12 protein-coding genes are annotated in these 14,111 nt (G+C 69.8%); 9 read left to right on the forward strand and 3 right to left on the reverse strand.

The window, feature by feature from the left end:
* Window positions 1-4 precede the first annotated feature (4 nt).
* On the forward strand, window positions 5-1,696 hold the full coding sequence (locus AWC02_RS08190) for an FAD-dependent oxidoreductase (protein WP_085128290.1): 1,692 nt from the start codon (window positions 5-7) through the stop codon (window positions 1,694-1,696).
* A gap of 159 nt (window positions 1,697-1,855) precedes the next feature.
* Here AWC02_RS08190 and AWC02_RS08195 read toward each other — a convergent pair whose 3' ends face one another.
* Window positions 1,856-2,971, reverse strand: coding sequence for a citrate synthase 2 (locus AWC02_RS08195; protein WP_085128291.1), 1,116 nt, complete (start codon window positions 2,969-2,971; stop codon window positions 1,856-1,858).
* A gap of 84 nt (window positions 2,972-3,055) precedes the next feature.
* Between AWC02_RS08195 and pdxH the strand changes: the two genes are divergently transcribed.
* From pdxH to arfA, 5 genes are all read left to right on the forward strand, one after another.
* Complete coding sequence (gene pdxH, locus AWC02_RS08200) at window positions 3,056-3,715, forward strand: pyridoxamine 5'-phosphate oxidase (RefSeq protein WP_272818981.1); 660 nt, start codon at window positions 3,056-3,058, stop codon at window positions 3,713-3,715.
* Window positions 3,716-3,725: 10 nt separating this feature from the next.
* Window positions 3,726-5,018, forward strand: a complete 1,293-nt coding sequence (locus AWC02_RS08205) for an MFS transporter (protein WP_085128292.1) — start codon at window positions 3,726-3,728, stop codon at window positions 5,016-5,018.
* 99 nt (window positions 5,019-5,117) lie between these two features.
* Window positions 5,118-6,416: a citrate synthase gene (locus tag AWC02_RS08210; RefSeq protein WP_085128293.1), complete on the forward strand. Its 1,299-nt coding sequence runs from the start codon at window positions 5,118-5,120 to the stop codon at window positions 6,414-6,416.
* A gap of 5 nt (window positions 6,417-6,421) precedes the next feature.
* Entirely contained in the window at window positions 6,422-6,790 is a 369-nt protein-coding gene (locus AWC02_RS08215) for an FKBP-type peptidyl-prolyl cis-trans isomerase (RefSeq protein ID WP_085128355.1), read from the forward strand.
* A 2-nt stretch (window positions 6,791-6,792) separates the two neighbouring features.
* On the forward strand, window positions 6,793-7,290 hold the full coding sequence (arfA, locus tag AWC02_RS21600; RefSeq protein ID WP_085128294.1) for a channel-forming protein ArfA/OmpATb: 498 nt from the start codon (window positions 6,793-6,795) through the stop codon (window positions 7,288-7,290).
* A gap of 8 nt (window positions 7,291-7,298) precedes the next feature.
* Here the strand turns inward: arfA and AWC02_RS08225 are convergent, their stop codons facing one another.
* Window positions 7,299-8,633 (reverse strand): HAMP domain-containing sensor histidine kinase, encoded by a 1,335-nt coding sequence (locus tag AWC02_RS08225; RefSeq protein WP_085128356.1) that lies wholly within the window; start codon window positions 8,631-8,633, stop codon window positions 7,299-7,301.
* 17 nt (window positions 8,634-8,650) lie between these two features.
* Entirely contained in the window at window positions 8,651-9,361 is a 711-nt protein-coding gene (locus AWC02_RS08230; RefSeq protein ID WP_085128295.1) for a response regulator transcription factor, read from the reverse strand.
* A gap of 37 nt (window positions 9,362-9,398) precedes the next feature.
* On the opposite strand from AWC02_RS08230, the gene AWC02_RS08235 reads away from it, so the two are divergent.
* The 3 genes from AWC02_RS08235 (at window position 9,399) to AWC02_RS08245 (ending at window position 14,099) form a co-directional block, all read left to right on the forward strand.
* Window positions 9,399-11,279, forward strand: a complete 1,881-nt coding sequence (locus tag AWC02_RS08235) for an ABC transporter ATP-binding protein (protein WP_085128296.1) — start codon at window positions 9,399-9,401, stop codon at window positions 11,277-11,279.
* Window positions 11,276-13,078 carry an ABC transporter ATP-binding protein gene (locus AWC02_RS08240; RefSeq protein ID WP_237160386.1) on the forward strand — a complete coding sequence of 601 codons (1,803 nt, stop codon included), beginning with the start codon at window positions 11,276-11,278 and terminating at the stop codon, window positions 13,076-13,078. The genes AWC02_RS08235 and AWC02_RS08240 overlap by 4 nt, the downstream gene beginning before the upstream one ends.
* A gap of 166 nt (window positions 13,079-13,244) precedes the next feature.
* Window positions 13,245-14,099 carry a DMT family transporter gene (locus AWC02_RS08245; RefSeq protein WP_085128298.1) on the forward strand — a complete coding sequence of 285 codons (855 nt, stop codon included), beginning with the start codon at window positions 13,245-13,247 and terminating at the stop codon, window positions 14,097-14,099.
* Window positions 14,100-14,111 lie beyond the last annotated feature (12 nt).

Here is a 14,111-nt window from a genome sequence, read left to right on the forward strand (position 1 = left end):
CGCCATGCCACACGTAATCACCCAGGCGTGTTGTAACGACGCGTCCTGCGTGTTCGCCTGCCCGGTCAACTGCATTCACCCCACACCCGACGAGCCGGGCTTCGCCACCTCGGAGATGCTCTACATCGACCCGGATGCGTGCGTGGACTGCGGGGCCTGCGTGCGGGCCTGCCCGGTCGACGCGATCGTCCCGCACACCAAGGTGGTCACCGAGCAGCTGCCGTTCGTGGAGATCAACAAGTCCTTCTACCCCGAACGCCCCGAGGGTGTGAAGCTGCCGCCGACCTCCAAACTGGCTCCGATTCTGCCGGCCGCCGAGGTGCCCCAGCGCGGCAAATATCCGCTGACGGTGGCCATCGTCGGTTCCGGCCCCGCGGCCATGTACGCCGCCGACGAACTGCTGACCCAGCCGGGTGTGCTGGTGAACATGTTCGAGAAGCTGCCCACCCCCTACGGCCTGGTGCGCGCCGGCGTTGCTCCCGACCACCAGCGCACCAAGCTCGCCACCCGGCTGTTCGACCAGATCACCCGGCGCCGGGGGTTCCAGTTCTTCCTCAACGTCGAGGTGGGCAGACATCTGAGCCACGCCGACTTGCTGGAGCATCACCACGCCGTGCTCTACGCCTCCGGCGCACTGCACGACAAGCGGCTGGAGATCGACGGCATGGGGCTGCCCGGAACGGGCACGGCGACCGAGATCGTCGGCTGGTACAACGGGCATCCGGACTTCGCCGACCTGTCCGTCGACCTCAGCGGCGAGCGGGTCGTGATCGTGGGCAACGGCAACGTGGCCCTGGACGTGGCGCGCATCCTCACCGCCGACCCGGATCGGCTGGCCCACACCGACATCGCCGACTACGCGCTGGCGGCGTTGCGCGACTCGGCGGTTCAGGAAGTGGTGATCGTCGCTCGGCGCGGGCCGGCCGCCTCGGCGTTCACCCTGCCCGAGCTGGTGGGGCTGACGCAGGTGGCCGACGTGGTACTCGACGCCGAAGACCACGCCCGGGTGCGCGAGGATCTGGCCGCGGACCAAGACATGTTGACCCGCCAGAAGCTGGAGGTACTGGCCAAGCTCGGCGATGCCAGCGCGCCGGTCACCCGCCCCCGGATCCGGTTCGCCTACGGGCTGACCCCGGCCCGAGTGCTCGGCGACAGCCGTTGTGAAGCAATAGAATTCACGGTCACCGGGACTGATCAGGTGCGGCGTATCGACGCCGGGATGGTGCTGACGTCAATCGGTTACCACGGCACGCCCATCGCCGACCTGCCCTTCGACGACGCGGCCGGCGTGGTCCCCAACGAAGGCGGGCGCGTCATCGACCCGGCGACCGGGCGACGTGTTCCGGGCGCCTATGTCTCGGGCTGGATCAAGCGCGGCACCAACGGTTTCATCGGTTCCAACAAGGCCGACTCGCTCAAAACCATCCAGACGCTGGCCTCCGACTACAACGCGGGCCTGCTGACCGAGCCGGTGGCCGGGCCGCGGGCGGTGGCCCGGATGGTGCATGCCCGCCAACCCGACGTCATCGACGCCGCCGGATGGAAGGCTATCGACCAAGCCGAGATCGAGCGCGGACAAGCCCAGGGCCGGCCGCGGGTGAAGTTCACCCGGGTCCCCGACATGCTCGACGAGGTCAAGGACCACTCGAGTCTGCCGCTGCTGCAGAACCTGCTCGGCGCGCTGCGGCGCCGCTGAAATACCGACTCGCGCTTCGCCGAGCGTGTACTGAGGGCGAGAATCCGCGCAGAATCTCGGGCTGATTACACGTTCGGCGCAGGGAGGCCAGTCAAGCGCCAGGGAGGGGCGCAGGGAGGAGCGCAGGGAGGCTAGCCCAAGCGCGCCAGGGAGGGCGGGTCAGGCGGAGGCGATGCGTTCCCAGCCCGCAACGGAAGCCGCGCTGCGCGGCCCGGGCCCGACGTAGATCGCCGACGGGCGCACCAGCTTGCCCAGTCGCTTCTGCTCCATGATGTGGGCGCACCAGCCCGCGGTGCGGCCGCAGGTGAACATCGCCGGCATCATCGCAGGGGGCACCTCGGCGAAGTCCAGAATCACCGCCGCCCAGAACTCCACGTTGGTCTCGATGGCCCGATCCGGGCGACGCTCCCGAAGCTCGGCCAGCGCCGCCTGCTCCAGCGCCGCGGCCACCTCGAAGCGCGGGGCGGCCAGTCGCTTGGCGGTGGCCCGCAGCACCCGGGCGCGCGGGTCCTCCGCGCGATACACCCGGTGCCCGAAACCCATCAGCTTCTCGCGCCGGTCCAGGATGCCCTTGACCACGGCACGCGCATCGCCGGTGCGTTCCGCCTCGGCGATCATCGGAATGACACGGGCCGGAGCGCCGCCGTGCAGGGGGCCGCTCATCGCACCGATCGCCCCGGACAGGGCCGCGCCGACATCGGCTCCGGTGGAGGCGATGACGCGGGCGGTGAAGGTCGAGGCGTTCATCCCGTGCTCGGCCGCCGAGACCCAGTAGGCGTCGATCGCCTCGGTGTGGCGCGGGTCGGGCTCACCGCGCCAGCGGGTCATGAACCGCTCGGTGATGGTGGAACACGAATCGATCGTCTGCTGCGACACCGCGGCCTGCTCGCCGCGAGCCGACTGGGCGACATAGGACAGCACCATCACCGAGGCGCGCGCGAGCTGATCGCGGGCGGTGGCGTCGTCGGTGTCCAGCAACGGCTGAAAACCCCACTGCGGGGCCAGCATCGCCACCCCGGCCTGCGCGTCGACCCGGACGTCGCCGGTGCGCACCGGCAGCTCCAGCGGTTCGGCAGGGGAGAGCGGCCGGTTGAAGTCGCCGTCGACCAGCAGGGCCCACACGTCGCCGAAACCGACCTTGCCGGCAAGGTCCTCGATGTCGACGCCGCGGTAACGCAGCGCACCGCCATCCTTGTCAGGTTCGGCGATTTCGGTGGTGAAGGCCACTGTGCCTTCCAAGCCGGCGACAAAATTCTCCGGAACCGCAGCAGTCATGCTCCGGATTCTTCCACCCCGCTGACCGGCGGTTGCTACCGGCCGGTAAGGCCGCTGGGTGGGGGCCGGGCGTAGCGTTGGGCGGTGCACAGTACGGGCCCCGACAACGAGCACCTGGCGGCGATGCGAGTGGAGTATCAGGAGAAGGACAACAGCGGCGACCTCGACGTGGACTGGCTCGAGGACGGCTGGGAGGTTCTGCTGCGCAATTGGATCGGCGATGCCGAGCGGGCCGGGATCGCCGAGCCCAATGCGATGGTGCTGTGCACCGTCGACGCGGGCCGCCCCGTCAGCCGTTCGGTGCTGTGCAAGAACCTCGACGAGAACGGTGTGACCTTCTTCACCGACTCCGATTCGGCCAAGGCCGCGGAACTGGCCGCCACCCCCTACGCCGCAGCGACGTTCCCCTGGTACCAACTGGGTCGGCAGGTGCACATTCGCGGACCGGTCACCCAGCTCGACGAGACGGTCAGCGCGCAGTACTGGGAACACCGCCCGCGGGCGTCGCAGCTGGGTTTCTGCGCCTCGGCGCAATCGCAGCCGATCGCGTCGCGCGCCGCACTGCTGGCGCAACTGGACGCGGTGACGGCCCAGTTCGCCGGCGCCGAATCGATCCCCGCCCCGGCCAACTGGCGCGGTTACCGGATCGCCCCGGAAGTGGTGGAATTCTGGCAGGGCCGGGAAGGCCGGTTGCACAACCGGATTCGGATGACCGGCGGGGTGGTGGAGCGGCTCCAGCCGTGAGGCTGCCGCGGTGAGGATCTTCGCTGACACCACTCCGCTGCGCAGTCCCGACTTCCGGCGGTTGTGGCTGTCCGGCATCCCGACCGTCATCGGTGCGAACCTGACGATCTTCGCCGTCCCGGTGCAGATCTATGCGCTGACCCGAAGCTCGGCCTACGTCGGGTTGTCCGGACTGTTCGCGCTGGTGCCCTTGATCGTCTTCGGTCTGCTCGGCGGCGCCTGGGCCGACGCCATGGATCGCCGCAAGCTGCTGATCATCGCCTCCTGCGGGCTGGCGGGGGCCTCGCTGCTGCTGTGGTGGCAGGCCGCGGCCGCCGTGGACAACGTCTGGGTGGTGCTCGTGCTGCTGGGCGTGCAGCAGGGGTTCTACGCCGTCAACGCCCCCACCAGATCCGCGGCGATTCCACGGTTGGTGGCCGGTCGTGATCTGCCCGCCGCCAATTCGCTCAACATGACCGTCATGCAGTTCGGCGCCATCGTCGGGCCGCTGCTGGCCGGGCTGCTGCTGGGCTGGGTGGACCTGTCCACGCTGTATCTGATCGATGCGGCCGCCTGCATCTTCCCGATCTGGGCGACATTCCGGCTGGCTCCCATGCCGCCGGCGGAATCGGCCGGGCCGTCGGGCTTCGGGATCGCGGCCGTGCTCGACGGTTTCCGTCACCTGGCCGGCAACACCGTGGTGCTGATGTCGTTCGTCGTGGACCTGATCGCGATGGTCCTCGGCATGCCGCGGGCACTGTTTCCCCAGATCGCGAGCGTGAACTTCGGCGGCCCGGTCGAGGGCGGCACCACCATGGCCCTGCTGGCCGCGGCGATGTCGGCCGGCGCCGTGCTCGGTGGGGTGTTCTCGGGCTGGTTGCCCCGGATCACCCGGCAGGGCCTGGCCGTGGTCGCCGCCATCGTGGTCTGGGGCGTGGCCATGATCGGCTTCGGGTTCGCCGTCGCCCACGCCGGTGGTCATCCCGGCCCGGTGCTGTGGGTGGCGCTGGCGTTCCTGGCGGTCGGGGGCGCCGCGGACATGGTCTCGGCGGCGTTTCGTTCGACCATGCTGCAGCAGGCCGCCTCCGACGAGATCCGGGGCCGGCTGCAGGGCGTGTTCATCGTGATCGTCGCCGGCGGCCCCCGACTCGCCGATGCCGTGCACGGCGCCGCCGGGGCGGTGGTGGGCACCGCCGCGGCGGCCGCCGGCGGTGGGGTTCTGGTGGTGTTGGGCGTGCTGCTTGCGGCGCTGGCAGCGCCCGCATTTCTGCGCTATCGCCGGCCCGCCGAAGGCCGGCAACGATCCTCGCCGGACGGTCGATAGCACATACCCCGCCCCCGGGCGGGCGCGCCGGCCCAGAACCGACTACCTTTTCCTATACACGTTCTATCTGTTCAGCCGAATAGCGCAAAGGGGTTCCCTGTGGCCGCAACCGATGACACCGCCACTCTCCGGTATCCGGGCGGCGAGCTAGAACTGCCGATCGTCAAGGCGACCGAGGGATCCGACGCTCTTGCCATCGGTTCGCTTCTGGCCAAGACCGGCTACACCACGTTCGACAACGGCTACGCCAACACCTCGCCGGTGAAGAGCGCCATCACCTACATCGACGGGGACGCCGGCATCCTGCGCTACCGCGGCTACCCGATCGAGCAGCTGGCCGAGAAGTCGACCTTCATCGAGGTCAGCTACCTGCTGATCTACGGTGAGCTGCCCACCGCCGAACAGCTGGCCGCGTTCACCGGCCGCATCCAGCGGCACACCATGCTGCACGAGGACCTGAAGCGGTTCTTCGACGGCTTCCCCCGCAACGCCCACCCGATGCCGGTGCTGTCCAGCGTCGTCAACGCGCTGAGCGCCTACTACCAGGACTCGCTGGACCCCTCCGACAACGACCAGGTCGAACTGTCGACCATCCGGCTGCTGGGCAAGCTGCCCACCATCGCCGCATACGCCTACAAGAAGTCGTCCGGTCAGCCGTTCCTGTACCCGGACAACTCGCTGAGCCTGGTGGAGAACTTCCTGCGGATGACGTTCGGCCTGCCCGCCGAGCCCTACGAGGCCGACCCCGAGGTGGTTCGGGCCCTGGACATGCTGTTCATCCTGCACGCCGACCACGAGCAGAACTGTTCGACGTCGACGGTGCGCCTGGTGGGCTCGTCGCGGGCCAACCTGTTCACCTCGATCTCCGGTGGCATCAACGCGCTGTGGGGCCCGCTGCACGGGGGCGCCAACCAGGCGGTGCTGGAGATGCTCGAGCAGATCCGCGACGAGCAGAACGGCAACGTCACCGACTTCGTACGCAAGGTGAAGAACCGCGAAGACGGCGTCAAGCTGATGGGCTTCGGCCACCGGGTCTACAAGAACTACGACCCGCGGGCGCGCATCGTCAAGGAGCAGGCCGACAAGATCCTCGGCAAGCTCGGCGGCGACGACGAACTGCTCAACATCGCCAAGGACCTCGAAGAGGCCGCACTGACCGACGACTACTTCGTCGAGCGCAAGCTCTACCCGAACGTCGACTTCTACACCGGCCTGATCTACCGGGCGATCGGTTTCCCGGCCCAGATGTTCACGGTGCTGTTCGCGCTGGGCCGGCTGCCCGGCTGGATCGCGCACTGGCGCGAGATGCACGACGAGGGCGATTCCAAGATCGGCCGCCCCCGCCAGGTGTACACCGGCTCCACCGAGCGCGACTACGTCGGCATCGGCGGGCGGTGACCATCGTGTCCGATTCCGGTAAGCCACAGATCACCGTTCCGACCGGCCCGGCACCCACCGAACTGGTCATCGAGGACATCGTCGTCGGCGACGGCGCCACCGCCGCCCCCGGCGCGCTCGTCAACGTGCACTACCTCGGTGTCGACTACAACACCGGCGCGGAGTTCGACAGCTCCTGGAACCGCGGCGAATCGCTGGAGTTCCCGCTGGACGGCCTCATCGCCGGCTGGCAGGACGGCATTCCCGGGATGAAGGTGGGCGGTCGCCGGCAACTGGTGATCCCCCCGGAGCTGGCCTACGGCCCCGCCGGGACCGGTCACCCGCTGGCCGGCAAGACCCTGGTGTTTGTGATCGATCTGCTCGGCACCCGCTGAGAGTGCGTGCCCGGCTGCTCGCCGCGGCGCTGGCCACGGCGCTGCTCGCCGCGATCGGTTACGGGCTGCTGCAGCGCGCGCCCCAGCCCATCGCGGATCCCGAGCTCGCGGCGGGGCGCGCCGAACCGGTAGCGGTGATCCGGCACGGCAATGAGGTCACCCTGGTCGGCGACGTGGCCGATCCGGCGGCCCGGCGTGCGCTGCTGGATGCGGTGTACGGCTCCAGTGAGGACCTCACCGTCGTCGACCGACTCGGGGTGACGCCGGAAGCGCCGAGCATCGACCTGTCCGGCGTGGGCCCGGTGTTCGAGGCGGCGGCCGCAATAGACGACTTCAGCCTGGGTTTCGACGGCGCCACCGTGCGGCTGGGCGGCACGGCCACGGCCGGCGAGGCCGCCGCCGTCGCGGACGCGGCACAGGACGCCTGGGGCAGCGACCACGTCGTCAACGACATCGCGACCGGCCCGCACCGCGCGGACCCGCCCACCGGAACCGACTGATCGTGCGCTCAGCGCGGTGGCGGCAGCTGCAGCAGCAGGCGGGCTCCACCCAGCGGACTGTCTTGCAGCGACGCTGTGCCGCCGTGCAGTAGGGCTTGCTGGGCCACCAGCGCCAGGCCCAGCCCGGAGCCCGAATGCGAAGCCGTCGATCCGCGCGAGAAGCGCTCGAACACGACATGGCGCTCGTCTTCGGGAACCCCGCCGCCGTTGTCGTCGACGGCGATCTCCACGCCCTCGCGGGAGGTGACCGCCGACAACTGCACCTCGGTGGCGTTGCCGTGTTTGACCGCGTTGGCGATCGCGTTGTCCACCGCCAGCCGCAGCCCAGCCGGGAGGCCGACGATGATGCAGGTTGGGGACGGCACCAGCGACACATTCAGGTCGGGGAACACCCGCATCGCGTCATGGGCAGCCCGGTCGAGCAGGTCGGTGATGTCGACCGGCACGTGGTCGTCGGAGGTGGACAGTTCGCCCTGCGCCAGCCGCTCCAGGGCCGAGAGCGTCGCCTCGATCCGGGTCTGGGTCCGCACGACGTCGTGCAGCACTTCCTTGCGCTGATCATCGGGCAGGTCCAGGGTGGTCAGCACTTCGAGGTTGGTCCGCATGGCGGTCAGCGGAGTGCGCAGCTCATGCGAGGACACGGCGGCGAAGTCGCGTGCCGACGCCAGCGCCTCCTTGGTCCGGTCCTGTTCGGTCCAGATCCGTTGCAGCATGCCGCGCATCGCCTCGGCGATCTCCACCGCCTCGGTGGCGCCGCGCACCTCGATGTCGGGCCGTTCGTCGCCGGCGTCGATCGACCGGGCCTGCTGCGCCAGCCGGCGCAGGGGCCGCACCGCGAACGCCGTCAACAGCCAGCCCAGCAGCGCGGCCGCACCGATCGCGGCCGTGCAGAGCAGGATCACCCGGCGGTGCAGGTTGTTGGTGTCAGCCAGGGTGGCGTCGTAGGTGGCGCCCACGGCCAGCGACCGTGGCCCCGGACCGGGAATGTCGACGGTCCGCACCCGGTAGCGCACGCCGTCGATCTCGGTGTCGGCGTAGCCGGGCTTGAGCTCCGGCAACACCACCGCGGAGTTCGACGTCACCTCGTTGGGGCGCCGCAGCGTGATCACCGCGTCGGTGGTGCCGGCCGACCGGGGCAGTTCACCCAGACCGATCAGTGGCACGGTCAGCCCGGCGGCCTCATCGAGGCGCCGGTCCAGCCAGTACTTGCGGTCGTTGGTGATCCCGACCCACACGATGGCGCCGATGATCACCGTCACGATCGCGGTTCCGATCGCCGTGGCCAGCATCACCCGGGTCCGCAGTGACGGCGTTCGGGCGAAGATACGCCGGAGCAACTTCATGACATTCACGCTGGCCTTCACTGTGTTCGCAGGACGAAGCCGACCCCGCGAACGGTGTGCAGCAGCCGCGGCGCGCCGCCGGCTTCGAGTTTGCGCCGCAGATAGCCGATGAACACGTCGACCACATTGGTGTCGGCGGCGAAGTCATAGCCCCAGACCAGCTCGAGCAGCTGCGCGCGCGACAGCACCGCGGTCTTGTGTTCGGCAAGCACGGCCAACAGGTCGAACTCCCGCTTGGTCAAGTCCACGTCCACACCCTTGACCCGGGCGCGCCGGCCCGGGATGTCGACCTCGAGGGGACCCACCGTGATCGTCTCGGAGGAGGAGCTGGCCGCCGACCCCCGCCGCCGCAGCATCGCCCGGACCCGGGCCACCAGCTCGGCGAGCACGAACGGTTTGACCAGGTAGTCGTCGGCACCGGCCTCCAGCCCGGCAACCCGGTCGTCGACCGAGCTGCGCGCGGACAGCACGCAGACCGGCACGTCGTCGCCCATGGCCCGCAGCGCCGTCACGACGCTCACGCCGTCGAGCACCGGCATGTTGATGTCCAGCACGATGGCATCGGGGCGGGTCTCCTTCGCGCTGCGCAACGCCTCGGCGCCGTCGGCCGCCGTGGACACCTCGAATCCAGACAGTCGCAGTCCGCGTTCCAGCGAGGCGAGTACGTCCGAGTCGTCGTCGACGACCAATACCTTGGGTGATGCCGGGGCTGCGGCGCCGTTGTCCATGGCGCCATTTTGCCTGAACGCGCCCGCTGAGCGCGGGATGCGCCGGAGATCAGTTTCACGGCGCCCGCCGCCGCGCCGCACTCGCGCGCCCCGGGGCGACCGCGGTCATTCTAGGGTCGATTGCGTGACCTCGGCCTCGGCGCTGCGCAGCCTACTGCCCTATCTGCGCCCCTACCGGGCACGGTGGATCACGATGGTGACGGTGGCCGTGCTCGGCTTGGTGGCCACCGTGGTGATTCCGCTGATGACCAAGGCCGTGATCGACGGGCCGGTGCTGCACCGCGACCAGCCGGGGCTGTGGGTGCTGGGCACGGCGGCGACCGCGCTCGGGGTCACCGAGGCGCTGCTGTGGTTCGTCCGGCGCTGGCTGATCGCGCACGCCACCATGGGCGTGGAAGCCGACATCCGTATGGACCTGTTCGCCCGGCTGCAGGTGCTGCCGCTGACCTTCCACGGGCGCTGGCAGTCCGGTCAGTTGTTGTCGCGGATCATGAACGATCTGTCCGCGGTTCGGCGTTTCCTGTCGTTTATCGCGTTGTTCTTGCTGCTCAACACCGTGCAGATCCTGGTGGTGACGGTGATTCTGCTGGTGCTCTACTGGCCGTTGGGTGTGGTGGTGTGCACCTCGCTGGTGCCGGTGATGCTGGCGGTGCAGCACTTCCGGCGTCAGTACACCCGGCTGACGCGCCAGGCGCAGGACCAGGCCGGCCAGGTGGCCACCGCGGTCGAGGAGTCCGCCGCCGGCGTGCGCACCATCAAGGCGTTCGGACGCGAGGACCATGTCTTCGCCCGCTTTGACGCCCAGGCAAGCGCCCTGCGCGATCTCGGCGTCGCCAAGGTGAGGGTGTCGTCGAAGTTCTGGACGCTGCTGGAGGTGATCCCGAATTTCACCCTGATCTTGGTGGTGGCGTTCGGCGCCTACGCCGCCGGGCACCACCTGGTCACGATGGGCACCCTGGTCGCGTTCATCACGATGATGCTGTCGCTCATCTGGCCGCTGTCGGCGCTGGGCTTCCTGCTGTCGGCCACCCATGAGGCGATGACCGCCGCGGATCGCATCACCGAGATATTCCGGGCGCCGCTGGAGATCACCGGCGGCGACGATCCGGTGCCGCCGTCGGGCCGGGTGGAGTTGCGCGACGTCGGGTTCCGCTTCGGCGAGGCAGGACCCGATGCGCCGTGGGTGCTGCGCGGCGTCAACCTGGTGATCGAGCCGGGCGAGACCGTCGCCCTGGTGGGTGCCACCGGGTCCGGCAAGTCGGTGCTGGCGATGCTGCTGTCGCGCCTCTACGACGTCGGTGAGGGGCAGATCCTCATCGGCGGCCGCGACATCCGGACGCTGACCCTGGCGGCGTTGCGCACGGCGGTGGTGACCGCCTTCGACGACCCCACCCTGTTCTCGATGTCGGTGGCCGAGAACTTGCGGCTCGGCCGGCCCGACGCCGACGACGCGGAGCTGGCCCGCGCCCTGGCGGTGGCCGCCGCGGATTTCGTCTACGACCTGCCGGCCGGTCTGGACACCCGGATCGGGGAGCAGGGCATGAGCCTGTCGGGCGGACAGCGTCAACGGCTGTCGTTGGCGCGGGCGCTGGTCGCGGCGCCCACCATCCTGGTGCTCGACGACACGCTGTCCGCGCTGGACGTGCACACCGAGGCCGCCGTGACCGCCGCGCTGCGCGAGGTACTGGGCGGCGCCGCGGGTCCGGGCCGCCCGCCGATCACCGGGGTGGTGGTGGCCAACCGGGCGTCCACCCTGGCGCTGGCCGATCGGGTGGCGCTGGTCGAGGACGGCACCATCACTGCCGTCGGCACCCATACCGAGCTGCTGCGCCGGGTGCCGCGCTACCGCTCGCTGCTGGCCGCCGACGACGAGCTCGACGACGGCGCCGAACACCTCGTCGACTGGGCACGGCGGTGACACCCGAGCCGGGCCGGGCGGCGGCGCGGGCGCTGCTGTGGTCGGTGCTGCGTCCCTACCGTGTTGCGGCGCTGCTGTTGGCGTTGGCCGTCGTGGTCGAAAACGCCGCCCGGCTGGCCGTGCCGCTGCTGGCCCAGCGCGGTATCGACCGGGGTATCCCGCCGATCGCCCAGGACGGCTCGACCCGGGAGCTGGGCGTCATCGTGGGTGCGCTCGCCCTGGTGGTGCTCACCCAGGCCGGCACCCGGATGGCGTTCCTGCAGTGGTCGGGCAGGATCGGCCAGCAGGTGCTGTTGGCGTTGCGGCGGCGGGTCTTCCGGCATTTCCAGCAGCTGGACGTGGCTTTCCACGAGCGCTACACCTCGGGTCGCGTGGTGAGCCGGCTGACCAACGACGTCGACGCGATCCAAGAGCTGCTGCAGTCCGGGCTCGACGGGCTGATCAGTGCGGCGCTGACGATGGCAGGCACCGCGGTGCTGCTCGTCATGCTGGACTGGCGCCTGGGCCTGATGTGTCTGACCGCCTTCCCGGCGCTGGTGGTGCTGCTGCGCTGGTTTCAGGGCGAGTCCGCCAAGACCTACACCGCGGTCCGCGAGCAGGCCGCACGGGTGATCGTGAAGTTCACCGAGACCATGACCGGGATCAAGGCGGTCCAGGCCTACCGCTGCGAGGACCGCAATCAGCAGGCCTTCGCCGACATCGCCGACCGCTACCGCGCGGTCAACGAGCAGGCGTTCAAACTGGTCGCGATCTTCAGTCCGGGCATCAAACTGGTCGGCAACCTCACCACCGGGGTGGTGCTGCTCTATGGGGGCTGGCGGGTCCTGCACGGGCACATGACGATCGGGACGTTCACCGCGTTCCTGCTGTATCTGCGGATGTTCTTCGACCCGATGCAGGACATCAGCCAGTTCCTCAACATCTTCTCCTCGGCGACGTCAGCGCTGCAGAAGCTGGCCGGTGTGCTCGCCGAAACACCCACGGTCGCCGATCCACCCGCCCCGCAGACGGCCCGCCTGCCCGAGCCGGTGCGCGGTGAGATCGCGTTGACCGAGGTGCAGTTCGGCTACCAGGATCGCCAGCCGGTGCTGGCGGGGTTATCGCTGCACATCCCAGCCGGCCAGACCGTGGCGCTGGTCGGCGACACCGGCGCCGGCAAGTCCACCATCGCCAAACTGATCGCCCGGTTCTACGACCCGGTGTCGGGAGCGGTGACACTCGACGGCGTCGACCTGCGTGCGCTCACCCAGGCGACGCTGCGGCGCCACGTGGTGATGGTCACCCAGGAGAACTTCCTGTTCGCCGGGACCGTCGCGGACAACATCCGGTTCGGCCGCCCCGGGGCGACCGATGAGCAGGTGGCCGCTGCGGCGCGCGGCGTGGGCGCCGACGCGTTCATCACCGCGCTGCCCGACGGCTACGCAACCGAGGTCGCCCAACGGGGCGGGCGACTGTCGGCCGGCCAACGCCAGCTGGTCGCTTTCGCCCGCGCCTTCCTCGCCGACCCGGCGGTGCTGATCCTCGACGAGGCGACCTCGGCGCTGGACATCCCCGGCGAGCGGATGGTGCAGCAGGCGCTGCGCAGCGTGCTCGCCCGCCGCACCGCCCTGGTGATCGCCCATCGGCTCTCGACGGTCGAGATCGCCGACCGCGTTCTGGTGATCGAAGGCGGGCGGATCGTCGAGGACGGGCCGCCGGGGGAGCTGATCCGGGCCGAGGGCCACTACGCCGCCCTTCACAGCGCCTGGCTACGGTCCCTGGCCGAAAACACCGGGACAGGGCCAGAGACAGCAAATTAAATTCAGGCGAATTCGAATCCAACGGCGTGCAAAGATCGGCCCGCAGGCCGCAAAGATCTTGCAAACGCCGCGGTGCGCGGGCTCACCACCCACTTAGGCTCACCGCCGTGATGGTCACATCGAACGCTCAGGGCACCACGATTGCCGAGGCCGCCAGGGCAGCGGCGTGATCGGCTCGCCGGCGGCGCAGGGCTTGGCGTTGGCTTCGGCGACCAGTTTCGGGATCAGCGACTTCGTGGGCGGTGTCGCGTCCCGCAGGGTCGCTGCGCTCCGCGTTGTCCTGGTGTCCACCCCGGTCTCGATGGTGATGCTGGGGATCCTCGCGCTGATCGGCGGCGGGCGGGTCACGACGGCGGCCGTGGTCCTGGGCATGCTCGGTGGGCTCAGTCAGGCACTGGGGATCTGGTCGTTCTATGCGGCCATGGCCGCCGGCCCGATCTCGGTGGTGTCGCCGCTGGCCGCTGTGGTGGACGCCAGCGTGCCGGTGTGTATCGGGCGGATTCTGGGCGAGCGGCCCGGGCTGCTTGCCAGCGCCGGCATCGCGGTGGCCCTGGGAGCGGTGGTGCTGATCAGCTGGCATTCCGGCGACGGCGGTGCCACGCGGCAGGGCCTGACCCGCGGGGTGGTCTGGCTGACCGTCGCCTCGGGTGTGGCGCTGGGGCTCAACTTCGTCTTTCTGGATCGCACCCCCGCGGACGCCGGCCTGTGGCCGCTGCTGTTCGCACGGGGTGCGGCCACCGTGCTGGTGATCGCGGTCGCGGGGCTGAGCCGCAACCTTCGGGTGCCGACCGGCACGCCGCTGCGCCTGGCTTTCGTGGTCGCGCTGCTCGACACCGCCGCCAATGTCACCATGCTCTTCGCCCTGCAGCTCTCGTTGCTGTCGCTGGCCAGCGTGCTGATCTCGCTGTACCCGGCGGCCACGGTGATCTTGGCGGTCGCGGTCCTGCGAGAGCGGGTGCGCCCGCGCCAGGTGGCCGGGATGGTTCTGGCCGCCGTAGCGGTCGCGATGATCACCGGCTGACTCGGCGGTCAC

This window comes from Mycolicibacter engbaekii (assembly GCF_002101585.1).
GTDB lineage: Bacteria > Actinomycetota > Actinomycetes > Mycobacteriales > Mycobacteriaceae > Mycobacterium > Mycobacterium engbaekii.